The following is a 25,419-nucleotide window of genomic DNA, read 5'->3' on the forward strand; positions in this document are numbered from 1 at the left end:
TTACTTCACTCCCTGCACGTATTTCGCAATTTCAATACCCATGGCTTTTTCAACCGAAGGGTAGACGCTGGCATCCAGAACACTGGCTGAGAGCGGGATGATATTCATCGGCACATGCAGGATGAAAATCTTCATGCCCTCTCTCAATTCGCCAACGCTTAAAGGATGGCCTTCTTCGGAAAGCGTGGTGATAACGGACGGGAATGTCGCCAGGCGTTGACCGTCTTTGTCATCCACCGCCATATATTCGTTCATCACGTGCAGCGTCACGGCCTTATCGCCATTGCCAACCTTCACAGTGCCAATATCGAAGGCTTCCTTGGTATAGACCACGTTCTTTTCCGTGATCACACCTTCCGCCAGAATATGTCCGCCAGTGTTCTTGCAGATCGCATCAATCACCGCATGACCGCCCTTAGCTTCGGCAGCGATGATCGCTTCGCCAAGGCTCAGAGCCAGCGAGATACCGCCGAGCGCTGCATGGGTGCGCACATAAGATGCGCGGAGCGGATTGCGGCAGGAAGCGATAAAGCCGCCCGACTGATCGGAAGCCGCACGCAGGATTGGCGAGACTTTCGCGGTCGCACCTTTGACCACCAGCTCGATATAGCGGTTTTCAGAGCGATTACCGCCAACAGCGGTCTGGATCATCTGTTCAGGCGAACCGGCCATGCCGATTGAACCCATATCGCCGGTCGGATGCGCTCGGATATCGCCCACGGCATCGACAACCTTGGTACCGAGAATAGCCGACGGCAACCAGCCATTGAGCGTCGAGGATTTGCCGTTCTGCCCGATGATCAGGCCCTTGAGCGGCTCGCCCAGTTCTTTTTGCAACAGATCGACAGCCTTGACATAATCAACGCCCTGCATTTCCCACGGCGTAGTGGAAGCCGGTGCGCCGATGGCTGCAGCAGTTGCAATCCAGTCATTGTCATCCAACTCATCGACGGAAACCAATTCCGGCTTGCCGATGCTCACCGCTGCATAGCCCAACATGCGGCCATGATCTGCCCAACCACCGCCGCCAGCCGCGTAAACAGAACCACCCTTGACCGCGGCTTCAACGTCTTTCTCAACGAGTATGCGTCCCATTCAGCTTCTCCTGCCTGTTCGTTATTTTGTCAGCGTTTTGTCGAGCGTCAGCACTGCTTCATAAAGCACGGCGGCGCCCAAGGTAATTTCGCTGTTTTCTGTCCATTCTTCCGGCGTATGGCTGCGCCCGCCTTTGCTCGGCACAAAAATCATCGCCGTAGGCGTAACTTTCGAAAGCCATGCCGCATCGTGACCTGCACCGGATGCGAGACGACGATGCGTGGCACCGACCTTGTCGCAAGCCTGCTCCAAATGTGTCAGCACAGTCGCATCGCTTGGCGCCGGATTGTTATCCGAAACGCGATTAACACCGGCAATTGCTACACCATCGGACTCAGCACGTTTGACACAAGCCTGATCAAGCCACGCGGCAAAATTCAGCATATCATCGCGATATTCTGCCCGTGCGTCGATCAGCAATCGCACCATTGATGGCACCACATTGGCAGCATTCGGCTCAATGCGGAACTCACCGACAGTCGCCGTGAAATGCCCCGGCGTTGCCGCCAGTGCAAAAGCCTTTTCGTTGATTTCCAGCACCAGCTTGGACGCCGCGGCCAACGCATCGGCACGCTGTCCCATCGGCGTAGTGCCTGCATGATCAGCACGGCCTTCGATGATGATTTCAAAGCGGCTGATACCGGCAATCGCGGTGACAATGCCGATATCTACATGCTCGGTTTCCAGCACCGGCCCCTGCTCGATATGCAGCTCCAGAAACGCTGCAAGATCAGGACGGCTCTGGCTTAGAACAATGCCTGCATCGCCACCGACCTCACCAAAAGCTGTATAAAGCGTGCGCCCATCGCTGACCCGATCCAGCCATTCCTTTGGCAACTGGCCTGTCATGCCGCGACTACCAATGCAGGAAACACCAAACGGGCTGACTTCCTCTGCGAGAAAATCAACGACTTCAAGATCGTGATCAAGCTCAATACCGTGATCGCTCAGCGCGCGCGCCACTTCCAAAGCCGTGACCACACCCGCAATGCCGTCGAAACGTCCGCCTTCCGGTACCGTATCGGAATGCGATCCGAGCATGATCACGCCTTTGCCGACACTTTTACCTTTGCGAAGGCCGATCAGATTGCCAGCCGCATCAATACGGGTTTCAAGACCCGCCGCCCGCATGCGCTTTTCGAGATAGGCGCGGCCTTCGAGATAAAGCGGCGAGAACACGCGCCGTGTCCACGGGCGACCCGGCTCGGTAATGGCGGCCAGCGCGTCGAGATCTTCCGCGATGCGTATCGCCCGAACCGGCAGATTGGTGCTCATTATGCATGCCCTGCAATGATATGGCGAAGTGGCGGGCGAACGAAATGGCCAAAGCCAGCCTCCGCTATCACGTTCTTGCCGTCATAGACCTTTTGCCCGCGCACATAGGTTGCCGCCACTTTGTAGGGCAGCTCTATCCCGTCGAAAGGCGACCATCCAGCAACATTATTGCCCGTTGAGGCCGCATCGTAGATATATGTTTCAGGTGTCAGGATGGTGATATCAGCATCGCGATCCGGCGTCAGAGCGCCCTTGATATGATCAAGGCGGAAATGCCTGGCAGGGTTCTCTGCCATCAGTTTGGCACCCCATGACAGCGACACGCCGCGTTCCATCGCACCCTTCACGAACAGCGGGATGAGCGTTTCCAAGCCCGGCAGGCCGGATGCATTGGCCAACATGTCCGGATTGGTTTTGCGATCAAGCGACCAGCTCACATGGTCGGTCGAGAGCAGCGTTACATTGCCATTGGCCAGTTCACGCCAGAGCTTTTCGACTTCCGCACGCGGGCGCAGCGGCGGGTTGCACTTGGAACGACCGCCAAGACGCTTGGCGTCATTTTCATCATCCAGCATCAGATAGTGGATGAGGCACTCAACCGTCGCCTGATACCCCCGCGCACGGTAAGATGCGGCGATTTCATAACCGCGACCAAGCGAGCAATGCACGACATGCGCCGGACAGCCGATTGCAGCACCTATCTCATAAATCTCGGTCATGGCGAGAAGTTCGGTCAGCGGTGGACGCGACATACCATGCGCACGATAATCGGTAATGCCCGCTTCTTTCACCTTCTTCATCGCCGACTGCACATATTCGTCATTTTCGTTGTGCACGCCAGCGGTCAGTCCGGTCTTCGCCACTTCCGCAAAACACTCTGCCAGAAGCGGCGGATTGATGCGCGGGAAGCGCTTCGGATCGGTGCCAAAGGTCGAGAACTTAAACGCTGCTACGCCTGCTTCCGCCTGCTCAGCAATACGCTTGGCACCTTCAAGCGGGTCAATCGTGCCATAGAGAGCAAAATCGACAAAAGCCTGCTTTCCGGCATGGGTGATCTTGCGTTCCACCGCCGCTGCCGAGCAGATCAGATCGCCTTCGTCATAAGGCATATCAACAATCGTCGTGACGCCACCTGCTGCTGCTGTGCGGGTTGACCAGATGAAATCTTCCTGATTTTTCTGCGATAGCGAATGCACCTGCGCATCAATCGCGCCCGGCATGATGAGCGCTTCGCCCAATAGGTGACGCTCCTTGGCTTCAGGCGGTGTTCCGGTGCCCAACTGGATGATTTTGCCATCGCGCACCGCCACATAACCGCGCTCCACCACGCGGTCGGGCAGCACAACGGTTCCCTGTAAAACCAGATCGAAATCGGCCATATCAATTCTCCTGCCCAATCAACTCTTTTGAGTCAGCGTGTTTTAAGTCAGTTTTCTTTAAATGCGGGGGCGGCAACCACGACTTTCGCGCGTGTTGCTTCCGGTGTGCCTTCGGGGGCTGTACCCAAAGCGAAGAAACTATCGAAACTATTGATTGGCGCGCGGTCGATGATCTGCGCCACAATCGCATCCGAGCAGATGAGCTCTTCGATGCATTCCACCTCAGCAGAAAGCGGTCGATCTTTCTCATAGAATGGCGAGCATTTGCGTACCTGTTCATAAATCAGGCCCGAAACGCCCTGCGGTTCATCACCGACAATATCTATAGCCTGCGACGCCAGAAGCGCTTCCAGAGCGGCCAGACGTTTCAACGCTTCCACCTGACGTTCAAAGCGCTCAATTACTAGCGGCAAGAAAGCCGCCTCGTCTTCCATTCCGCCAGCGACCACCAGCGACTGCGCAGACACTGGACTACTGAGCGAAAGCACGCGGGAGAAAATTTCACCTGCGAGCTTTATGATCGGGCCAAATCCGGTTGCGATCTTACCGTCCGGCACGAGATTGAGTGGTAGACCACGACGATGGCCATTGCCCAACAGCACGCAGCGATTGAATGCATTGCGCGCTGCATGCGCCATACAGACGGAGACGGATTCAAGCAACACTGTCACATCAAGTGGCAATGAGCCGCCGGAGGTCACGACACGGCCTTCAACCACAACCGGATTGTCATCAGAGCGTCCAGTCGCCTGCAAAATTTTGTACCCGGCACCAAGCAGGCTCTCGATAATCGTGCCAAAAACCTGCGCCACCATACGAAGGCTCAGCGGGTCCTGCACATGGGTCGATACCGGCCATTGCCATGAGGCGGCGGCATCGCAGAACCATTTGCCGACCAACGCCTCACGCGGCGTGCCAACATGACATGCCGCCAGCCACGGATCGGGCGATGCACCAAGTGCGCCGGAAGCCGTGAGGCTTGTTGCAAGCATAACGCGGATGACAGAAGCGGCATCACGCAGGGCGCGGGCAGCGGCAGCAAAGCTCACGGCATTGGCCGAAAGCGAAGCCAGTGCATCTCGCGGTGCCATACGGTGCGGCTTTAGCCCTGCCTGTTTCAGCGCTTCACTGGCAGGCATGCGCTTGCCTTGATACATTGCCTCGCCAACACCGGTCAGCACAGCGCCAATCTGCCCCATCAGCCCAATGTCGGCGCAACCAATCGAGCCAGTGCGACGCACGACAGGAATAACATCGGCACGCATCAGATCGAGATAGGCATCAACCAGACCCGTGGTGCAACCGACCTGACCGGTCAGGATCGTGTTGATGCGAATGGCGATCGCCTTGCGCACGACAGATGGCGGGAAAGCGGCACCGGTACCGAAATGATGCGCGCGTACCAGCCCCATATTGAACTCTTCGAGCTCATCATCAGACCAGCTCACATCTTTCATCGCGCCGACACCGGTCGTGCTGCCATAAACGGGGACACCGTTGCGGATTGCCTCTTCCAGCACTTCGCGCGAGGCTCTGACCCGCTCCATGCCCTCCGCAGAAGCCGCAACTTCCACTTCCCCATTCCCGATTTTCATCATATCGGCAAAGCCAAGCGGCTGCCCGTTCAAAACGATCTGCACTGTGTTCGATACCTTCAAGATTAGGCTGTCGGGATGAGTTTACCTGACAGGGAGATCACAAGGGATATCCCATATTGCGAACGCGCGATGTGGGAATTTTGGAGGAGTATGAGCCCTGAATACTGGATGATATGTTTCGGGTCGCGACTTCGAGCAACATTGCCAATCTCGCTGAATTGGCCTTCGAGAATTATAAAGACCTGCATAAGTCATGATGCAAGCAATATGAATCTATGCGATAGGCCAACGACAACTTGAGGCCTATTATTCAGCAAGCACATCACATGCGGCGCGACTGTAGTGTAGATCGGGGTATATTAATGGACATTGCCACTATTCTGATCATCAATTCGCTGATTGCAACTTGCTCCATCCGCGAAACCGCACGTCTGGAAGGTCGCGCTCCGTCCACGGTCAGCGCGGCCTTGGATCGAATGGAAACAGCGCTCGCGGTACCACTCATGCGGCGCGAGGGAGCAGTTCTAAGCCTTACACTCGAGGCACAAAAGCGCCGCAGACTATTTAATGAAACAGCGCAGCTCAGTCGCGAGCTGCAATCTATCGGCGGCACCACCAATAATCGTGCAGCCATCTCTCTCACCGCTCTCATTCGCTTTTCTGTTGCAGCCCAGGCGGGCAGTATCCGCGCCGCAGCCAAAAGCCTCGGCATGGGGCAGCCGCAGCTGACTCGTCAGCTATCGGAACTGGAGCGCAACCTTGATTGCCGCTTATTTGAGCGGACACGATCTGGTGTCAGTTGCACCGAAGCCGGTAAGCAAATGCTCACTCTTGTGGAAACAATTATAAGCAATTGGGAGGAGCTGTCTCATGCATCGTCTGATCGCTTCCGATACAACCTCGCGACCTGCCGGGTCGGGTCCGTTATGCCGCTTGGCCATGAAAGCAATATTGCGCAGATCCTTGCCAATCTGACAGCCGGATGGGAAAAGCTCTATCCGCGTCAACCGCTATCGATCTCGGCCAACACCGCAGAAGAACTGATCTCTGGGCTTAAAAGTCGCCGCTATGATGCGATCCTCATCGACCACGACGACTTCTCCCGGGACTTTGATGGCCGCATCGTATCAGATGCCCCGCTCGCCCTGATCGGTGATCATCGTGTCATGGCGGAACTGAATGACAACATGGCTACGTTCTTACAAAAGCATCGCCTGGCACTTCCCAGTGCGAAAAGCGGTATCCGACAACATGCGATGCTCTATCTGGAAAGCGTGCTTGGTCCGGTAGGTCCATCAAAACTTCGTTTAATCGAGATGGATTCAATTCCGGTCATCATCAATCTGGTCACGCGACACGGTTATCTTTCGATATTGCCCGAACCAGTTGTTGCCCGTCTTCCCTTCCCGATTACGCAATACCTACTTGGCCAAGAACACCGCCAGATACTTTCATTTGTATGGCGACGGAACACTTTCACACCAACGATGTTAAATGAGATGGTGTCACTACTGACAGAGGATAATTAGTAGAATTTTATTTCTCGCGACGACTAGTTTTCGACGCTTATAAAACACTAGCGGGATGACAGAATTTTGCTGAGGCATCCTTCGTTCGGAATCTGGGATATATCCCTTTCCGGTGTTTTAAACTAGCCTGCAAATCAAACAGCGGGTGACTGTGAGGGAGAACAAAATTATGAAGAGATCTTTGATTGTTGCTGGCGTATTGGCCAGCATGGTAGCTGCTGCCGGGTCTGCTTTGGCTGCAGACGTTGTTGTGGGGTCCAAGATCGACACCGAAGGCGGGGTGTTGGGAAACATTATTTCGCAGGTTCTTAAGGCAAACAATATTGCTGTTATCGATAAGATCCAGCTTGGTGCAACGCCAATCGTGCGTGAAGCCATTACGCAAGGTCAAATCGATATTTACCCGGAATATACCGGGAATGCTGCGTTCTTCTTCAACAAGGGCGATCTTGCTCTATGGAACAAGGCGCGTGAGGGATATGAAGAAGCCAAAAAGCTCGATTACGATGCCAACAAGATTGTTTGGCTGACGCCGGCTAATGCCAACAATACCTGGGCAATTGCTGTGCGCCGCGATGTCGCGGAAAAAAACAATCTCAAGTCTCTGACTGATTTCGGAAAATATGTGAGTGGTGGTGGGCAGATCAAACTTGCGGCGTCGTCAGAATTTGTAAGCTCGGCCACAGCTTTACCGGCGTTCCAGACGGCATACAGCTTTACCCTCAAGCCTGATCAACTGATTACGCTTTCAGGGGGTGACACTGCGGCTACGATCGCTGCTGCTGCACAGCAAACTTCGGGCGCCAATGCGGCCATGGTCTACGGTACTGATGGCGGCATTGCGCCTGCGGATCTCGTCGTATTGGAAGATGACAAGGGTGTGCAGCCGGTTTATTTACCCACCCCCATTATTCGCGAAGCAGTTCTGAAGGAAAATCCGCAAATAGCCGAACTGCTAAAGCCAGTGTTTGAATCCTTTTCCCTCGAAAACTTGCAAGAGCTCAATGGTCGCGTCCAGGTCGGTGGCGAACCTGCAGCTGATGTTGCACGCGAATACTTAACCTCAAAAGGCTTCATCAAGTAACCCTTTTGCCTGCCGGAATAAATAGCTTCGGCAGGGACTCAATCCTTAAAGGCTGGCTTTGGAGCGATGCTAAGCGCAATCGTCGCTAAAGCCAGTAGAATTCCCGGCGAACAGGACTCACCATGCAATTAGCCGTAGACCGTACCGCCGCCTCTCACCCACGTTTTGCCTTTGACCGACTGGGGCTGGTAATTTCCCTCATCATCATTGCTGCGATGTTCATCCAACCTTTTGCCCTCGTGCGTCCCAATCGCGTCGCGGCGACTGCACCGGTCTATATTTGGAATGCCTTACCGTCGTTACAGGCGTTTGCACTGATTGTCCTGTCGCTGGTCACTGCCCTCGTCATGGCGCTGCGCACGCAGCTGACATTGCGCCTTGGTCTTCTGGTAATCACCCTTATTACGCTCGCCATCGCTATTGGCTGGAGCGCGACCTACCTTACACCGGCAAGCAATAATTATGCCCGTGTTTCGCCTGGCGGCAGCCTGTGGCTAATACTCTTGGCGCTGGCACTCGCCATTGGTGACACGCTTGTCCGCATGCGTCTCAAGCCGCTTTCACGGCTGGCAGCGCTAGGTATCTTCATATTCCTTCTTGGCGTGTTTCTCTATAGCGGCGTCTGGAACGACATTTCCATTCTAAAGGAGTATGCCTCTCGTCGCGGTGCGTTCATGAGCGCACTGAGCACTCACGCTTTTCTCGCGATCGGCTCGCTCATTGCAGCCTTCATCATCGCCACGCCAATCGGCATACTTATCCACCGCGTCAAGCGCCTGCGCGATGCTGTTCTGTCCTTCTTCAATGTCATCCAGACTATCCCGTCCATGGCCTTGTTCGGCGTGCTGATTGCGCCGCTGGCATGGGTTGGCGCCAATCTGCCCGGTGCGAGCGCACTTGGCATCGCTGGTATCGGTCCGGCACCAGCCTTCATCGCTCTCGTCGCCTATGCACTTCTGCCCATCGTTTCAGCAACCGTTACCGGCCTTGATAATGTCTCGCCTTCCGTTGTGGACGCCGCTCGCGGTGTGGGCATGACCCGCCGCCAGCGCTTGTTCTCAGTCGAATTGCCGTTGGCGTTCCCCGTAATCCTCACCGGCATCCGCGTGGTGTTGGTGCAGAATATCGGCCTTGCGGTTATTGCCGGCCTTGTGGGCGGCGGAGGTCTTGGCATGTTCGTCTTTCAGGGCATCGCCCAGACAGCCACCGATCTGGTGTTGCTTGGTGCTTTGCCGACCGTTGCTTTGGCCTTCGTCGCCGCCATCTTGCTTGACGCGCTGATAGAAATCAGCCGCGGCCACCAGAATTAGGAGCCCGTCCTATGATCGAGATTTCAAACATCACCCGCATTTATGGCGCGCAAACGGCCGTCGACCATGTTTCGCTGACAATCGACGCGGGTGATTTGGCCGTCATCGTTGGCACGTCTGGCTCCGGCAAGACAACGCTGATGCGCATGATTAACCGGCTTGTCGAACCAAGCCATGGCGTGATCAAGATCGACGGCAAAGACAACCGAGAACTACCACCTCATATTCTGCGACGCGGCATCGGCTATGCCATTCAGGGCCATGGACTGTTTCCACACCGCACCATTGCGGAAAATGTCGGCACAGTCCCCACGCTGCTCGGCTGGGACAAGGCTAAAATCTCCGCGCGTGTGGATGAATTGCTATCGCTGTTTCACCTCGATCCTGCGATCTATCGCAACCGTATGCCGCATGAACTTTCAGGTGGTCAGCAACAGCGTATTGGTGTTGCCCGTGCGTTGGCGTCCAATCCAGCAATCCTCCTGATGGATGAGCCATTCGGTGCGCTTGACCCGATCATCCGCGACAAGGCTCAGGAAGATCTGCTGGCGATCCAGAAACATTACGGCACCACCATCGTGCTTGTTACCCACGATATGGAAGAAGCGATCCGCCTTGGCTCGCGTATTGCAGTGATGGATAAGGGCGAGTTGCTGCAATATGCAACGCCGGAAGAAATCATCACCAAACCGGCAACGGACTTTGTCCATGCCCTGCTCGGCGGTGGCAGTGACCGCGTATTCCGTCTGTTGTCGCTTGAAACCGTTGACGGTCTCGTCGAGACCGGCGACGCGAGTGGTGATGCGATCAACAGTGACGCGTCGCTGCGTGAAGCACTGGGCGCAAGCCTATGGTCAGGTCGCACCGCACTCCCTGTCAGCCGTGATGGTCAGATCATCGGCCGCATCACCCGCGCTGCAATTGAAGAACACGCCCGGAGGGTCGCATGAGACTGGGCACAGTTCTCAAGACCGCACTGCTGGTCCTGCTTTGTACTTTCATTCTGAAGCCGGAATGGTTTCAAAGCTGGCTGGCACCTTTCACCCGCAACAATGCACCGGCCATCTATACGCAGAACTCACTGCTGGCGCTGACCATCAACCATCTGGCACTGGTCGGCATCGCAACGCTCACGGCAACCATCATCGCCGTGACGCTCGGTATTTTAACGACACGTCCAAGCGGACGTGAATTCCTGCCGCTCTCGCGCGCAGTGGCCAATATCGGCCAGACATTCCCGCCTGTCGCAGTTCTCGCCATCGCCGTGCCGATCTTCGGCTTTGGCTCAATTCCTGCCTTCATAGCGCTTCTGCTTTATGGCCTGCTGCCGATCTTTGAAAACACGTTGACCGGTCTCACCGAGCTTGAACCATCCGTGGTTGATGCAGGGCGTGGCATGGGCATGACCGACCGGCAATTGCTGTTTAATGTCGAGCTGCCACTAGCTCTGCCGGTTATTCTGTCGGGCGTTCGTCTCGCCGCAATCATCTCGCTCTCCACAGCAACTATCGGCTCGACCGTAGCTGCAAGTACACTTGGTGAAGTTATTGTTGCAGGACTGTTATCGGGCAATACGGCATTCGTTTTGCAGGGTGGCTTTATCGTCGCAGCACTTGCGATCCTTATCAATGCGGCCTTCGTTTATGCTGAGCGAAGGTTGAGAAGCAACGCCCACTAAATGCGCGCGCATAGGAAACCAAAGCAGGTTTTAGTCTTTTCGCCTTATCCGGCCACTTAAATGGCCTCGCTGAGATCGGCAACAATGTAGCCCGGATGTTCGATACCGATCGAAAGCCGTCCGTTTGAGCAGGTCGCGAGCTGGTCATCGGCAGCCAGTTGCGAAAGTGGTGCCGTTAATGGATGGAACGCTAGAGAACGTGCGTAGCTAGTATCGGGTACGTGTTAGAAATGCTGCGGCCTGCCTCGCGTCCACCTTTGAGATCAAATCCGACCAACGCGTCATGTGATCTTCTCCGCCCGACCACTGGAACGCCTTACACTTCGTAAATATGCGAAGAGCACGGCCTATATGCGCGGGCGACTTTTCCGCGGATGGCCAACCCGAAATCGTTGTTGGTTACGGCGTCGCGCGATCTCGTTGGAATGCTTCACTGCTCCCGTAACGGCCAGCGCTTATTCATTGCTGTTTGGTGTTAAACATCCGACCAGTCGCGGCGAATTGCCCATCACCATCCTTCAGACACCTGTCGCATGGGCAAGAATGAGTTGTCCGTAGTGGACGCTCAATTGCATCTGCGAGAATCAGACAATCTCTACATTGTCGACGGATCTGTTCTACCAAGCCTGACTTGCGGGACCGATTCATGCCGCAATTCAAATAGTTGCCGAAAGCTTTTCTGTGCGTTTTCCAACTAAATACCCAGATCTTTTCGGAAATAATCCATTGCAATTCTTCGTTTTCAATATGGTCTTGATAAACCAAAGCGAATGGGCGGTCTGACCAATTCGATAAACCGCCCCCTATTTCTTACTTCGTCGTATACCCTCCATTGACCAGAATAGTCTGACCGGTCATCCACCAGCCATCTGAAACCATGAAGCGGATGTAAGGAACAATATCCTCAATATCGGTGAGACCTGTTTTGGAGAAATTTGACAGTGCCGCAGCGGTCTTGTGATAAGCAACCGCATCGTCTCCTTCAGCCGGATAGAAAAACGGCGTATCCATCGGGCCAGGTCCGATTGCTGTGACCGAGATGCCGCGACCGCCAAACTCCTTTGAGGCCGCCCTCGTGAAATGCTCAATGGGGGCCTTGGTACCTGCATAACTCGCATAAAATGGCGTGAAAGCACCCAATAGCGAGGTGACCAGCGTCAAAAGCTTACCATTATCATTGAGATGGTTGCCTGCTTCTTTAATAAAGAAGAATGCGGCCTTAGCGTTAACTGCACTCATTTCATCGTACTCAGCCTCCGAAATATCTAAAATCGGCTTTTTAAGCACTTTGCCGACTGTATTAATCGCGATGTCTGGACGACCGATTGACGCTACAGCGTCTGTAAACAACTTTTCGACTGCATCGGCCGTTGTCAGATCGGCCTGAAAGGCGATTGCTTCAGCGCCAACGGCTTTTACAGCGGCTACGGTAGCTTCTGCATCTGCCTTGCTCGCAACGCTATTGTAGTGAATAGCGATTGCTTTGGCACCGTGAGCGGCAAAATCGCGTGCAAGCAAGCCGCCAAGGTTTTTGCCACCGCCAGCGATAAAGACGGTTTTACCTTTAATGCTGTGATCAGTCATGAATAGCCTCCTATGCCCAATGGCGACCTCGGTCGCTTTCGTTGGAGGAATGTATCGTCTATACATTCAAGATAAAGATGTGCATCCTGACATCACTTGTCAGAAAACCGATACAATTGAGGAATTAGGGCGGTTGGACCGGATAGACCTATTTCGAATTTTTACTCGCGTTGTTGAGTGTTCAAGTTTCACACGTGCCGCCAATACGCTTTCCATTCCGCGGTCTTCAGTCTCGGCGGCAATTCAGGAGTTGGAAGGGCGTGTCGGCACACGACTGCTTCACCGCACGACCCGTAAAGTCTCTCCGACGCACGATGGTGAGGCATTTTACGAACGCTGCCAGCGGGTCATAGCCGATGTCGAAGATGCCGAAAGTCTCTTTCGACAAGCAGCAGCGCAGCCATCCGGAAAGCTCCGCGTTGATGTTCCGGGACGGATCGGCCGTCTGATAATAGCGCCTGCGCTGCCAGATTTTCTTAATCTTTATCCGCAGATCGACATTGATTTCGGGGTAACGGATCGTGCAGTGAACCTGATAGAGGACAGCGTTGATTGCGTTTTGCGTGTCGGCCCACTAAGCGACTCCGGCCTTATCGGGCGTTCAATTGGCAAGCTGCCTCTAATCAATGTTGCCAGCCCAGCTTACTTAAAGCGCTATGGCAAACCTCACACACCGGACGAACTCACAAGCCATTTGGCAATTAATTATTCATCCCCATCAAGCGGTCGGGTTGAACCTTGGGAATGGCTAGAAGATGATGTGCTTCACGCGGTGCATCTGCCTGGGCGTATTACAGTAAACAGTGCGGAAGCGTACATCGCTTGTTGTTTAGCTGGTCTCGGCTTGATCCAAATCCCAGCATATGATGTGCACAATCATCTAGAAGCAGGTGATCTGATCGAAGTAATGCCACGACACCGCGCCCAACCTATGCCCATGACACTGCTCTATCCCCATCGCCAACATCTCTCACGACGGTTACAGGTCTTCGCTGACTGGCTTGAGGCTCTGCTCAAGCGACATCTCTTGCCATAGGAGAAAATTAATTGTCGTTCGGTTTATAACTCTCTTTATCGCAAACATTGAAGATACCGTCGATCAACTATGATCGTCGACACCCCTGCGCCAGTAGGGAACGACGAGATGTTCTGCCTTATCCAATTTTTGTTCACCAGGAAGGTAGATGCGGATGGAGCAGAAAGTATCGTACTCACACCCTGCCCAAACATATCGGCGTATTTGGGGATCCGGCATTCTCACACTTCATATCGCATCCTGAAGCAAACTTCTGGTTCACGTTGCAGCACGACCGCGGCAAAGCCAATTCGCCTTTATTGCGGCTTTAAAGTATATTGACTGGACTTCACTTTCATCTGTGACTTCTATAAAGGTATAGCCGCTGGCAGATGCAGGTAGATACTCCAGCATGCGCGCAAGTACGCGCAGAGCTGTTTCATCTCCGGCAAACAGATACCACTGAGCATCTATCAGACCGCCGCCACCCGGGCCAATCACACTGAGCTCATCACCCACGCGCGTTTGAGCTGCATAGTTTGAACCAGGTCCAGCATTGTCATGCAATATAAAGTCAATATCGATAAGTCCGGTATCAACCTCGACCGAGCGCAGTGTGTACTTACGCATATCTGGCCTTAGCTCAGGATTTGCCCACAGTATGAGGCCGTTCAGGCCGATGCGTGGCCATTGGGGTACGTCAGAATCAGGTTTTTGGGCCATAAGGTGACATGTAAGGCATCCAATGATGGCATACCTTACTGCATCGTCGCAATGAAAGGTAATGCGTCGCATATGCGGAGTAATATCGCATATCGACTGCACCTCGAGTTTACGGAAATTTGGTGAACGTTCAAGGTCGTCACCATCGTCACGCCAGATGATAACTGGCGCTGTCTCACTTGCAAATTCCATTCATGGGAAACAACTGCCGTACGAATGAAATAAATGTCTTCCAGATTTGACGCTGATAAATCGATACGCTCTTGCGCGCCTTTGTAACAAACCGTGTGCTGGCGCCTCTCATGCGCAAAAGCGTTCCAGCACCTTCACGCTCAGCTTCCCCGTCATGTTCGAGCATATGATCACACAGCTTGTTGACGACAAGGCCAGGGTGGGGCAACTCAACAATGGCAGAAGCTGCAAATTGTTTGTTTTATAATTCCGTCATTGAGCTACGGGCTCGATTTTTGTCATTTCGTCGTCAAGGCCCACCCAAAATGTTCCCTCTATCGGCACCGCGAGAAAGCGCCGATTTATTTCAGCAAGCGTCGCATTGGGATCAATGTCTGCAAATATTTCTGGATGCGCCCATTTCGCAAAGCACTCGAATATCAAAACATTCAGTGCCGAAATAGACACCTGATGCGATATACCGAAAGCGCGTCGTTCACTCACCGCTGTAAGATTGCGACGAATACTGTTGAAAACGACATTGCGAAGTGATGCGAGCGCGGTTTCCTTGGAAATACCGCCCCCTACAATCAAACTCGTGTCTGGCGATAAGTTTGGTGCGCCTGTCGCAATGTAAATCTGTGGGTCAGTTTCAAGCACGTATTCTGGACTGAGTCTGCCTTCATAGGCCGAAACCACGTCTGCGCCGATACTCACTGCTCCGGCCAAGACAATGTTTTGGGTCATTCGATTGTTTTGCCCAGGCGTGGAACAGCACGTGGCATTAGCAAAACCGTCAACCAGCACTTTTGGGTGCTCTGAAACATTTTTTAGACGCTCGGTAATCGATCTATACCGCTGGCGCACGAACGTCGTATATTCCCCGGCTTGTTTTACACGCCCGATCGCCTTTCCGAGTAGTTCAACGGAGAACGCCGTAGATTCCAAGGGGTTTCGCTTGTCATTGACTGGCCCGTCCAGAAATATCACGGGGACTCCGGCCGCATTGAGCAGTTCAACTGTATCTTCCCAACCCGCTTGCCACTGGTTGATCACAAACAGATCTGGCGACGCGCTGAGGATACTCTCGACCGAAGTATCAGTTGGCTGTAGCGCACCTACTGTTGCGATGTTATCGATCTCCGGAAATAGCTTGTGGAAAGAAGCATACACCCCCTTATCGATCCGCTGCGGATTTGCCCACCCTGCGATCCTTGAAACAGGATCGTTTTCGATCAAAGCTAATGAAAGAAGAAGCAGGCTCTCGTTAAAAACAATTCGTTTTGCGGGAGCGTTCAGCCGAACCTCCCGCCCCGCAGCATCCTCAAGCACGATCTGCGCTGTCGCCTCTCGAACTGGCCCCATAAGACCAGCCAAAAGAAAAATCGGCAGAATCCCGATGATAAGCAATAATCGTGTGAGAATTGCGCGAACATGGGTGCCCAACTGCATTACCAACGGTATTTCAGGCTGGCGTTGACAGCACGTCCTGCTCCATAGTTACAGCTGCCGCCGGTGTCATTTAGACAGTGAGAGACATATTTACGGTCAAACAGGTTGGTCGCGTTGACGCGCAGTGTCATGCCATCAAGCTCTTTTCTCACTTTACCGAAGTCCATTTCGACACCGAGATCAACGAGCATTTGCCCCGGGATACGTAATTTCTCTAGATACTTGCTGTCGGTCTGATAGGACGACCAGCCGCGCACGCCCGCACTCACCGAAAGACCAGAAGCCCAGATAGGGCTGTATTTAGCCCAGACGCTTGCCTGATGTTCAGGCAAACGGAGGATTTCGCGACCCCGTTCGACAGCCAGATTGGATTCCAGTATTTCTGAGTCCGAATACGCGTAGGATCCAAGAAGTTCAATCTCGCGTGTAAGCTCAACCTTGCCTTCAACCTCGACTCCACGAACCCGTTGTTTTCCTGACTGCACGTAGCCAGTCTGTACCCCAGTAGTCAGATAAGGGGTCAGCGCGTTTTTAATATCAAGATTGTAGAACGAAACGGCGATCATACCGTTACTCCCCAAGGGCTCATATTTCACACCAACCTCGATTTGACCGGCGCGCTGGGCTTTGTAGGGCTCATCAAACGCATCAACGCCGAGTAAAGGCGTGAATGTGGTTGAATAACTCACATAAGGGGCTAGGCCGTTGTCAAACAAATAAGTTAGACCTGCGCGCCCAGAAATCTGGCCTTCGCTGTTCTCAACATATGCCTTATCTGGTGTTGCACGGCGATTGAAGGTCGATATTTCTGATTGATCATAACGTAGACCCAGCGTTCCCACCCAGCGATCGTAACGCACCTGATCTTGCACATATACCCCCAGTTGCTGCTGTTTTTGCAATGCTGAAGTCGAATAAGCAGGATAGGGAATGGATACCCCACCATAGACGGGATTGAGATAGTCTATTGGAGGAACGCCTGCGGTCGTGTTACCGAAATTGCGGTCTGAAGTGGCGCGCAAGTATTCGAGACCGAGAAGCACCGTGTGATCAATTTCTCCGGTATTGAAACGTGCTTCAGCTTGAGTATCGACGGTAAACGATGTCAGTCTATCGTCGGAAGCACCTGACGCGCGGTTAAGCGTATGTCCATCCGGCTGATACGCAAATGCCGGATTAACGAGCACGAGGAACATATCCTGTGAGGACCGGCTATATCGCAGGTTCTGTCTCACGCTCCAGGTTTCGTTGAAGTCATGGGAAAATTCGTAGCCAAGCGTGTAAAAATCCCGATTGAATTCATTTGCTTCTGGATCACCCAGATAAAGATCACGCGGTATCTGGCCGTGGGGATTGGGCAGCAATGTTCCCACCGCAGGGTAAAATCGAGGATTGAAGATTGCACGGTCCCGCTGATAGTAACCAGATAGCGTCAGCGAAGTTTCCGTGGAAGGGCTCCAGGTCAGGCTCGGCGAAAACATCAGAGCACGATCGCGCTCCTGATCAATCTGCGTATGCATATTGCGCCATTGACCGACAAACCGGTACTGCCAATCGCCGTTTTTCGTAACTGGCCCTGTTGAATCCACCGAAGTCTGGATGCCACCAAAAGCTGAGGTGCCGATGACAACTTCATTATGCGGCGTGGCCTGCGGAGACTTGCTCACGTAATTTACGAGACCACCTGGCATTGTTCGACCATAAAGCACGGAAGCAGGTCCTTTGATTACCTCGATTCTTTCGAGGGCATAAGGATTCACGCTTGGTGTTGCGTAACTGCTCGGATCTCCCGGAAGTGCCAGGCCATCCATCCAAATTGTGCCATAGGTGTTGTAGCCCCTGATATGAAGCCAGTCGTATCGTATGTCGTAACCATTTGCTTCAGAAAGAACACCGGGCGTATAACGCAACGCTTGCGGAACCGTGTCGGCGCTTTGGGCATCCATTTGCTGACGCGTTACGACACTGACTGCCTGGGGCGTTTCCAGAAGCGACGTGTTAGTTTTAGAAGCCGCCTTGCTTCGCTTAGCGATGATTGAATCATCAGGTCCAGTCAGGTTTTCACCGTCACCGCTAATTGTGATTGTACCCAGTATCGTCGTACTTACTGTCTGTTCCTCAGAGAATGCCGTTTCAATACAACAGATGCCAATCGCAGTGGAAGCGACAAGAAGCGTCGCCAGCCGTGCGTGTAATCCCCTTGGTCCTTTGCAGGCGTTCCACTGACCGACAATTACATATTTCACGAAATCCCCATCCATATGATGCAATAACAAATCTTTGAATTCAGGACGCTTTCATCGATGATCGAATTAAACTTGACCTATAAATTCATATTAATGTAGAATTACAAAATGGGTGAGCCTTTCTGCAAGTGGGGAAGCTTTGACAGAGAAAGAAAAACCTTTGTTGGAAGCACAAAGATCTCTAGAAGCTGCGCGGAATGTACCGGGATGCAATATGAAGGCATATGAACTTGTCTCACGGCTTAAAGCCTTGAACCTCAGCGACTTCTGAAAGTTAATTGGCATGAGCCCCTCTAAGAGATCGCCGCATTCTCGTTCAAAGCCCGAAACTACCAAACTGCGCGTTCGCGATTTTTTGCGACGCGAAGGTGTGCAACTCGAAAGCCCTGACGACAAACTTTCCCCCGAAGATACGCTGATTGAAGGACAGTTCATTCATCAAGAACTGCGCAACGGTCTTTTCCTGCATGTCAGCGACGTTCTAGAAAGACGTCCATTCACAGCCACGTCCCAATTATCTGCCGGCTTATCGTGCATCTTTTTTCTAGATGGTGCGGTTGACATAAGAATGGGCGACAGGCCATTCCATTTCGAGGGTGCGCGGATGGGCGCAGTCGAGGGAACAGCGATTATGAATGCCCGCCCCGAGAGTTTTCAACGTAGCTCCTTCGGTAGCCAAAGGCTGCGGCATCTCGTGGTCACGGCCTCACCAGAGTGGCTGGATATGGAAGGTTTGGAGGACAGTGAAGCGGGTACAAAACTGTTTAGCAATCACCTCGCCAGTCAACGTTGGACGGTAACGCCCCGCGCGATAGAGCTTCTCCATCAAATTGTAGCACCTACCAATTTGGCTCCGTGCTTACGCAAACTTTTTCTGGAAAGCCGGGCGGTTGAGATCATTGCTGAGGCTCTTTCCGCGATTACGCAGTCACCATCAAGCAACTCATCCAGTCGTCTCTCGACCCGGCAAGATGGGGTACGCCTTACAAGAGCAAAGGAATTTATCGCGACCAATTTGGCTGCGTCGCTCAACGTGCCCACAATCGCGCGTGCTGCTGGGATCAATGTCAGCGGACTTCAGCATCTGTTTCGGCTACATGAAGGGTCGAGTGTATTCGAGTATATCCGCAAAGCGAGGCTCGAAAACGCGTATGAGGCTCTCGCGTCGGGAGAAGTCGGAGTTTCAAGCGCCAGTAGCCTGGCAGGATACTCCACTCCTGAAAACTTCGCGACGGCATTTAGACGCCAATTTAACATTACCCCCAAACACCTTATTAAAAGAAGATGAACCATTTTTCAGCATAAACATTTTCTAAATTAAAAATGTTAGTGTTTTAATTGGCATCATTCAAGAATATACAAAAGTTAAATTATAAATAATAATTTTAATACATGAATACGCCTCATGAATAACTCCATCATAGAGATCTTCTATTGCAGATGTATATCCACACGACTTTTCGACTTATGTATATCTCCGAACTGGTCTGCTCCCATCGGGTGATGCGGGTTTAATGTTAGTGCGTGCTGGGTCTAATCGCTAGCGTCGGCGTTGATACAGGTCCGTTTTGAGGTGGCCAGACAGAGGCTTCTGGCGCCGGCGGCTTGTAGCCCAAGGATGAGTGCGGTCGCACGGTGTTGTAGTGTTTCCGCCCGCCCTCGATTATGATCTTCGCCTCCTTGAGCGTGTAAAAGATTTCTCCATTAAGCAGTTCATCCCTGAGCTTGGAGTTGAAGCTTTCGCAATACCCGTTTTCCTATGGGCTCCCCAGCATAATGTAAGCCGTCTTGGCACCGACAAGCGTAGTCCATTCCCTCAAAGTCTTGGCGATAAATTCCAGGCCATTGTCGGAACGAATATGCGCAGGATGAAGAGATCGGAGAGCACATCGATAACGTTGACAGCCTTCAGCCTTCTCTCGACCCTGATGGCGATACATTCTCGCGTGAATTCGTCAATCACGTTTAACATGCGGATTTTCCAGCCATTATGGTCCGGTCCTCGACAAAATGGTAGGACCAGACATGGTTGGGGCGTTTCGGCCGAAGCCTAATGCAAGAGCTGTCGTTCAGCCAGAGCCAACCGCGCTTTGGTTGCTTGTAGGGAACCTTCAGCCCTTCCCGTCGCCATATCCGCTCGACCCGTTTGACGTTCACGATCCAGCCCGCCTGATGCGGCGATATCCATATCGGCCATATTGGAGGGAGAGCGTTGTGATCTCGGCGACCAACGCCGCTTCGTCATCTGGTGTCTTTGCGACCTTACGTTGCGTAGAACGATGCTGGCCGAGAACCAGGCAGGCCCGTCGTTCGTACACGCCCAGCTCTGCGATGACATGATCAACACAAGCACGGCGGCGGGCGGGACTTAGAAGTTGCCCCTAGCAGCCTCCGTCAGGATCATCCTGTCCAACGTCAGATCGGAAACTGCCCGGCGAAGGCGAGCGTTCTCGGTCTCCAATTCCTTCAGGCGCTTCACCTGGTCGCCCTTCAGTCCACCGTATTCTGCGCGCCAGCGGTAATATGTGACTTCCGTTACGCCTATCGATCCGATCGCCTCAACTGTCGATTTTCCCTGCGCATTCAGCACGTCAACCTGACGAAGCTTCGTGACGATCTCTTCCGCCTTGTGTGTTACGCTGGGTAATCGTTTCACTGGATCGATTACTTATACAGCTCCAATCTCTGCCATTTCAATGTCCTTCTTCGGCTCATATGCCATACTTCAAAAAGGATCACTTTTCAGGGGGCAGACCAGATTCTAGATTTACAAAAAAGGATCATCAAGATGGATTGACTAAATCCATATATCCTCTATTCTGGATATATGGAAAACGAAGATGCAATTGCAGCGCTGGCTGCCCTCGCTCAGTCAACACGGCTCGACACATTCCGCCTGCTGGTGAAGCATGAACCTGACGGTGTTGCGGCAGGTGAACTTGCACGCATTCTGGATGTTCCGCAGAACACGATGTCTGCACATCTGGCGACATTATCCCGTTCTGGTCTCGTAAAGGGTGAGCGACAAAGTCGATCGATCATCTATCGCGCGGACCTCAACCGGTTCCGCGACCTCACGCTGTTCATGATCAACGACTGTTGTGGTGGCAATGCGAAACTTTGTGCGCCTTTAGTTGAAAGCCTGACACCCTGCTGCGAACCAAAAGCAGCAACACAATGAGCTATTCTCGATGATTTTGGCCCTCATCTAATGGACTAATCATATGACTGATCATGTTTATAACGTGCTCTTCTTGTGCACGGGCAATTCCGCGCGCTCAATTTTGGGCGAGGCAATTCTGAACAAGGATGGCGAAGGACGATTTCACGCCTATTCGGCTGGAAGTCAGCCAAAAGGCGACATTCATCCTCTCGCAATCAAGGAACTGGACGCTCTCGGCTATTCTACCGAGAACCTGAGCTCGAAAAGCTGGGACGTGTTTTCAGGTACCGACGCCCCTCAGATGGATTTCATTTTTACGGTCTGTGATAACGCTGCCGGAGAAGCCTGCCCTGTCTGGATTGGCCATCCCATGACAGCCCATTGGGGCGTTGAGGACCCTGCCGCTGCCGAAGGAAATGACGCAGAAAAACAGCGCGCCTTTGCGCAGGCGGCCCGTTTTCTGAAGAACCGGATATCAGCATTTCTGAGCCTTCCCCACGCCACGATAGACCGCATGGCGCTTCAAAATCATCTGAAAGAAATAGGCACCATGGAAGGTAGCACACAGACAAATGTGGAGAATGACTGATGTCCACATTCGAACGTTATCTGACTGTCTGGGTGGCTCTTTGCATTGTCTCTGGCGTAGCTCTTGGTCATTTCTTTCCGACAGTATTCCATGCAATCGGATCTGCTGAAGTCGCCAGGGTCAACATTCCAGTCGCCATTCTTATCTGGCTCATGATCATCCCCATGTTGCTGAAGATCGATTTCAGCGCATTGAAACAGGTCACTGAGCACTGGCGTGGCATCGGCGTCACGCTCTTTATCAATTGGGCCGTCAAACCATTCTCTATGGCACTTCTTGGCTGGTTGTTCATTGGCTGGTTATTTCGCCCTTATCTGCCTGCAGACCAGATCGACTCCTACATTGCTGGGCTGATTATTCTGGCGGCCGCCCCTTGCACGGCAATGGTGTTCGTCTGGTCCAACCTGACCAAGGGCGAGCCGCATTTCACGCTGTCGCAGGTCGCACTGAACGATGCGATCATGGTTGTGGCATTTGCTCCTATCGTCGGGCTACTGCTCGGATTGTCGGCAATTACCGTCCCGTGGGATACGCTCGTTTTGTCGGTTGTCCTCTATATCGTCATTCCGGTGATTATCGCGCAAATCCTGCGCAGAAGCATTCTCGCCAGCGGTGGAGAACGAGCTTTCGAAGCAATGCTCAGAACGCTACAGCCGCTGTCGCTGATTGCGCTTTTGGCGACACTTGTTCTGCTATTCGGATTTCAAGGAGAGCAGATCATCGCACAGCCCATGATCATTGCGATGCTGGCCGTTCCGATCCTGATCCAAGTCTATTTCAACTCTGGCCTCGCTTATCTGTTGAATCGAATTTCAGGCGAGCAACATTGCGTCGCCGGTCCCTCGGCTTTGATTGGTGCTTCAAACTTCTTCGAACTGGCAGTAGCAGCCGCTATCAGCCTTTTCGGCTTCTCATCTGGTGCGGCGCTCGCAACAGTGGTTGGCGTTCTTGTTGAAGTGCCAGTCATGCTCTCAGTTGTCTGGATCGTGAACCGCTCCAAGGGCTGGTACGAACGCGGTGCCAATCAAAAGCCAGTCACCGAAACAGGAAAACTCTGATGTCAGTTACGATCTATCACAATCCGAACTGTGGCACGTCTCGCAACACATTGGCCTTGATCCGTGCCAGCGGCGAAGAGCCTGTCGTCATCGAATATGTGCAACATCCGCCTTCGCGAGAACAACTGGTCGAACTGCTCACTGCAATGCAGATGACGCCTCGCCAACTCCTTCGCGAGAAAGGCACACCATATGCCAAGCTGGGATTGTCCGATCTCAACTTGACCGATGATGAACTGGTCGACTTCATGATGGCGCATCCTCTTCTGATCAATCGACCAATCGTTGAAACGCCACTTGGCACCAAACTGTGCCGTCCGTCAGAACTGGTTCTCGACATCCTCGAGAGCCCGACTTCGTCATTCACCAAAGAGGACGGAGAAGTCATCACTAATGAAAGAAAGTCCCGCTGACATGGACCTGCCGAACCTAGATCGGAATTCGTTTGCTTTGCTCGACCCAGATGCACTACGCGCCGACTTTCCAAAGCATAAGCCTCGTATCCTTTTGCTCTATGGCTCACTTCGTGATCGTTCCTATAGTCGGTTTCTGACGCTGGAAGCGCAGCGTCTTCTCGATGCGATGGGCGCTGAAACGCGTATCTTTCATGCCAATGGTCTTCCTTTGCCTGACGACGGTTCAGCAGAGCATCCGAAGGTGCAAGAATTGCGTGAGGCAATGCTTTGGTCAGAAGGGCAAGTCTGGACCAGTCCAGAACGTCATGGAGCCATGAGCGCTGTCATGAAATCGCAGATCGACTGGATTCCATTGCCGGGTGGAGCAATTCGTCCGACGCAGGGCCGAACTCTGGCATTGATGCAGGTATCAGGCGGATCGCAGAGCTTCAACGCTGTCAATCAGATGCGCATTCTTGGGCGCTGGATGCGAATGATCACCATTCCAAACCAGTCATCCGTCGCAAAGGCATGGCAGGAATTTGACGACGCTGGACGGATGAAACCTTCATCATTCTATGATCGCGTGGTCGATGTGATGGAAGAACTAATGAAGTTTACACTTCTGACGCGTGGCATCTCGGATCATCTCACAGACCGTTATAGCGAGCGCAAGGAAGAAGCGGCCAAACTCGAAAAGCGTGTTTCGTTGAAATCGGTTTGAGTGGGAACTCTTCCCAACTACCAGGCTTTTATACAAACCATATGGTGATGCGTAGCTGGCCGCTGCGAATGCCCCATGCCTTGTGATAACCTTGAATGCATGAATTATTATTCAATATATGAATTATATTGACAGCGTTTGGATCTTGCGCTTAGTTGTCCCTATCAGCATTCGAGGAGGAGTGCTGGTCTTCATAAAGAATAGCGGCGCCATATAAGGCGCGCATCAACGGAGGGGCTTAAGGCCCTAAAGGGGGAATTTTGCGCAAATTTCTAAGCACGACTGCACTAACATTTCTTGCATCTACACTTTTTACATTCGCTGCAAATGCGGAAACGGAGAATCCGTTTCGTTGCAAACCGGGCGAAAAATACGTCATGAACGTAATGGTTTCCGGGGTTGAATATTGGTTCCCAGTCTATGAAATGTTCAAACAGGCCGGTCAGCAGTTTGGCTGCGAAACTGCCTACACGGGCACCCCGGAATATGATGTTAACAAGCAAATTGCTAGTTTTGACCAAGCCTTGGCCCAAAATCCAGCAGGCATCCTTGTTCACCCAATGAATTCAGATCCATTCATTGAACCTATCAATCGTGCGGTTGATCAGGGAACAGCAGTGGTTACTTTTGCAGCAGATTCACCACTTTCCAAGCGGGTTTCCTTCATCACATCAGACAATACGCGCGAAGGCACTTATGCCGCTGATGCTATTGCTGAAAAATTGGGCGGCAAAGGCGAATATGCGGTGCTTGAGAATCCCGGTCAGGATAATCATGATAAGCGCGTGGCAGCATTTACCGCACGGATGAAGGAAAAATGGCCGGACATGAAACTGGTTGGTAGGGCCGCATCCAATCAAGACCCAACCAAAGCTTATCAGGCACTGATGAGTATTATCCAGGCTAATCCCAATCTTAATGCCGTATTTATGCCAGAAGCAAATTCGGCCATTGGTGCTGCGCAAGCCAATAAGGAAAGCGGTGGCAAAGTTCTTGTAATGTGTGCCGATGTGAATGCCAATATTCTGGATATGATCAAGGCTGGTGAAGTTTTTGGTTCGATCAATCCTAATCAGGGCATGCAGGGTTATATGGGCTTTCTGATGCTCTGGTTTGCGAAGCACCCTGAGCTGATCGACCCCATGAATGATGCAAAACGCGCTGGTTCCAATCCGATGAGTATTCCATTCGTGGATAATGGATTGTCCATCGTTACAGCTGCGAATGCAGATGATTTTTATTGGGATAAGTATCTCAAACGCCGCGGTACAAAAGGCATCGAAGAGTAAGTCACACGCGTTTAGTGTTCTGCGAATGTAAGGGACAATGATTTAGAGTGGATAGAAAAATC

21 protein-coding genes and 2 pseudogenes are annotated in these 25,419 nt (G+C 52.6%); 14 read left to right on the top strand and 9 right to left on the bottom strand.

Going from position 1 to position 25,419, the window contains the following annotated elements:
* Genes ertC through OIV19_RS08865 form a run of 4 tightly spaced genes read right to left on the bottom strand, consistent with a single transcriptional unit; the run spans nucleotide 1 to nucleotide 5,347 of the window.
* A complete protein-coding gene (gene ertC, locus OIV19_RS08850) occupies nucleotides 1-1,095 on the bottom strand; it encodes a thiohydantoin desulfurase (RefSeq protein WP_264231317.1) in 1,095 nt (364 codons plus the stop codon).
* A 21-nt stretch (nucleotides 1,096-1,116) separates the two neighbouring features.
* Nucleotides 1,117-2,370, bottom strand: a complete 1,254-nt coding sequence (locus OIV19_RS08855) for a Zn-dependent hydrolase (protein WP_264231318.1) — start codon at nucleotides 2,368-2,370, stop codon at nucleotides 1,117-1,119.
* The gene (gene ertD, locus OIV19_RS08860) at nucleotides 2,370-3,749 is read right to left on the bottom strand and encodes a hydantoin-5-propionate amidohydrolase (protein ID WP_264231319.1); all 1,380 of its coding nucleotides are present in this window, start codon (nucleotides 3,747-3,749) and stop codon (nucleotides 2,370-2,372) included. Before ertD ends, OIV19_RS08855 begins: the two co-directional genes overlap by 1 nt.
* A 47-nt stretch (nucleotides 3,750-3,796) precedes the next feature.
* The gene (locus OIV19_RS08865; RefSeq protein ID WP_264231380.1) at nucleotides 3,797-5,347 is read right to left on the bottom strand and encodes an aromatic amino acid lyase; all 1,551 of its coding nucleotides are present in this window, start codon (nucleotides 5,345-5,347) and stop codon (nucleotides 3,797-3,799) included.
* Nucleotides 5,348-5,709: 362 nt separating this feature from the next.
* On the opposite strand from OIV19_RS08865, the gene OIV19_RS08870 reads away from it, so the two are divergent.
* The 6 genes from OIV19_RS08870 (at nucleotide 5,710) to OIV19_RS08895 (ending at nucleotide 11,646) form a co-directional block, all read left to right on the top strand.
* Nucleotides 5,710-6,876, top strand: a complete 1,167-nt coding sequence (locus tag OIV19_RS08870; RefSeq protein ID WP_264231320.1) for a LysR family transcriptional regulator — start codon at nucleotides 5,710-5,712, stop codon at nucleotides 6,874-6,876.
* 169 nt (nucleotides 6,877-7,045) lie between these two features.
* Nucleotides 7,046-7,960 (top strand): glycine betaine ABC transporter substrate-binding protein OsmF, encoded by a 915-nt coding sequence (osmF, locus tag OIV19_RS08875; RefSeq protein WP_264231321.1) that lies wholly within the window; start codon nucleotides 7,046-7,048, stop codon nucleotides 7,958-7,960.
* 122 nt (nucleotides 7,961-8,082) lie between these two features.
* Nucleotides 8,083-9,270, top strand: coding sequence for an ABC transporter permease (locus tag OIV19_RS08880; protein WP_264231322.1), 1,188 nt, complete (start codon nucleotides 8,083-8,085; stop codon nucleotides 9,268-9,270).
* A gap of 11 nt (nucleotides 9,271-9,281) precedes the next feature.
* A complete protein-coding gene (locus OIV19_RS08885) occupies nucleotides 9,282-10,220 on the top strand; it encodes an ABC transporter ATP-binding protein (RefSeq protein WP_264231323.1) in 939 nt (312 codons plus the stop codon).
* Nucleotides 10,217-10,948 carry an ABC transporter permease gene (locus tag OIV19_RS08890; protein WP_264231324.1) on the top strand — a complete coding sequence of 244 codons (732 nt, stop codon included), beginning with the start codon at nucleotides 10,217-10,219 and terminating at the stop codon, nucleotides 10,946-10,948. The genes OIV19_RS08885 and OIV19_RS08890 overlap by 4 nt, the downstream gene beginning before the upstream one ends.
* 533 nt (nucleotides 10,949-11,481) lie before the next feature.
* Nucleotides 11,482-11,646: a GMC oxidoreductase gene (locus tag OIV19_RS08895; protein ID WP_264231325.1), complete on the top strand. Its 165-nt coding sequence runs from the start codon at nucleotides 11,482-11,484 to the stop codon at nucleotides 11,644-11,646.
* Nucleotides 11,647-11,758: 112 nt separating this feature from the next.
* Here OIV19_RS08895 and OIV19_RS08900 read toward each other — a convergent pair whose 3' ends face one another.
* Nucleotides 11,759-12,532 (bottom strand): SDR family oxidoreductase, encoded by a 774-nt coding sequence (locus OIV19_RS08900; RefSeq protein ID WP_095448047.1) that lies wholly within the window; start codon nucleotides 12,530-12,532, stop codon nucleotides 11,759-11,761.
* A gap of 133 nt (nucleotides 12,533-12,665) precedes the next feature.
* Between OIV19_RS08900 and OIV19_RS08905 the strand changes: the two genes are divergently transcribed.
* Complete coding sequence (locus OIV19_RS08905) at nucleotides 12,666-13,568, top strand: LysR family transcriptional regulator (RefSeq protein ID WP_264231381.1); 903 nt, start codon at nucleotides 12,666-12,668, stop codon at nucleotides 13,566-13,568.
* Nucleotides 13,569-13,631: 63 nt separating this feature from the next.
* On the opposite strand, the pseudogene OIV19_RS08910 reads toward OIV19_RS08905, so the two are convergent.
* The 3 genes and pseudogenes from OIV19_RS08910 to OIV19_RS08920 form a co-directional block, all read right to left on the bottom strand.
* Nucleotides 13,632-14,462 (bottom strand): annotated as a pseudogene (locus OIV19_RS08910) (siderophore-interacting protein).
* Between the two features lie 252 nt (nucleotides 14,463-14,714).
* Nucleotides 14,715-15,893 (bottom strand): ABC transporter substrate-binding protein, encoded by a 1,179-nt coding sequence (locus tag OIV19_RS08915; RefSeq protein WP_264231326.1) that lies wholly within the window; start codon nucleotides 15,891-15,893, stop codon nucleotides 14,715-14,717.
* Complete coding sequence (locus tag OIV19_RS08920; RefSeq protein ID WP_264231327.1) at nucleotides 15,893-18,139, bottom strand: TonB-dependent siderophore receptor; 2,247 nt, start codon at nucleotides 18,137-18,139, stop codon at nucleotides 15,893-15,895. Before OIV19_RS08920 ends, OIV19_RS08915 begins: the two co-directional genes overlap by 1 nt.
* A 283-nt stretch (nucleotides 18,140-18,422) precedes the next feature.
* Here OIV19_RS08920 and OIV19_RS08925 point away from each other — a divergent pair, with 283 nt between their 5' ends.
* Nucleotides 18,423-19,427, top strand: a complete 1,005-nt coding sequence (locus OIV19_RS08925; RefSeq protein ID WP_264231328.1) for a helix-turn-helix domain-containing protein — start codon at nucleotides 18,423-18,425, stop codon at nucleotides 19,425-19,427.
* Between the two features lie 229 nt (nucleotides 19,428-19,656).
* Here the strand turns inward: OIV19_RS08925 and OIV19_RS08930 are convergent.
* A pseudogene (locus OIV19_RS08930) lies at nucleotides 19,657-20,795 on the bottom strand (IS3 family transposase).
* Nucleotides 20,796-20,966: 171 nt separating this feature from the next.
* Between OIV19_RS08930 and OIV19_RS08935 the strand changes: the two are divergent.
* From OIV19_RS08935 to OIV19_RS08960, 6 genes are all read left to right on the top strand, one after another.
* Nucleotides 20,967-21,320 carry an ArsR/SmtB family transcription factor gene (locus OIV19_RS08935; protein WP_264231329.1) on the top strand — a complete coding sequence of 118 codons (354 nt, stop codon included), beginning with the start codon at nucleotides 20,967-20,969 and terminating at the stop codon, nucleotides 21,318-21,320.
* Between the two features lie 43 nt (nucleotides 21,321-21,363).
* Nucleotides 21,364-21,891, top strand: coding sequence for an arsenate reductase ArsC (locus tag OIV19_RS08940; RefSeq protein ID WP_264231330.1), 528 nt, complete (start codon nucleotides 21,364-21,366; stop codon nucleotides 21,889-21,891).
* The gene (arsB, locus tag OIV19_RS08945) at nucleotides 21,891-22,949 is read left to right on the top strand and encodes an ACR3 family arsenite efflux transporter (RefSeq protein ID WP_264231331.1); all 1,059 of its coding nucleotides are present in this window, start codon (nucleotides 21,891-21,893) and stop codon (nucleotides 22,947-22,949) included. The genes OIV19_RS08940 and arsB overlap by 1 nt, the downstream gene beginning before the upstream one ends.
* Nucleotides 22,949-23,362, top strand: coding sequence for an arsenate reductase (glutaredoxin) (arsC, locus tag OIV19_RS08950; protein ID WP_264231332.1), 414 nt, complete (start codon nucleotides 22,949-22,951; stop codon nucleotides 23,360-23,362). The genes arsB and arsC overlap by 1 nt, the downstream gene beginning before the upstream one ends.
* The gene (arsH, locus tag OIV19_RS08955) at nucleotides 23,343-24,068 is read left to right on the top strand and encodes an arsenical resistance protein ArsH (RefSeq protein ID WP_264231333.1); all 726 of its coding nucleotides are present in this window, start codon (nucleotides 23,343-23,345) and stop codon (nucleotides 24,066-24,068) included. Before arsC ends, arsH begins: the two co-directional genes overlap by 20 nt.
* 260 nt (nucleotides 24,069-24,328) lie before the next feature.
* Nucleotides 24,329-25,357, top strand: coding sequence for a substrate-binding domain-containing protein (locus OIV19_RS08960; RefSeq protein ID WP_264231334.1), 1,029 nt, complete (start codon nucleotides 24,329-24,331; stop codon nucleotides 25,355-25,357).
* Nucleotides 25,358-25,419: the final 62 nt, after the last annotated feature.

It is taken from the genome of Brucella sp. HL-2 (assembly GCF_025846885.2).
Lineage (GTDB): Bacteria > Pseudomonadota > Alphaproteobacteria > Rhizobiales > Rhizobiaceae > Brucella > Brucella quorumnocens.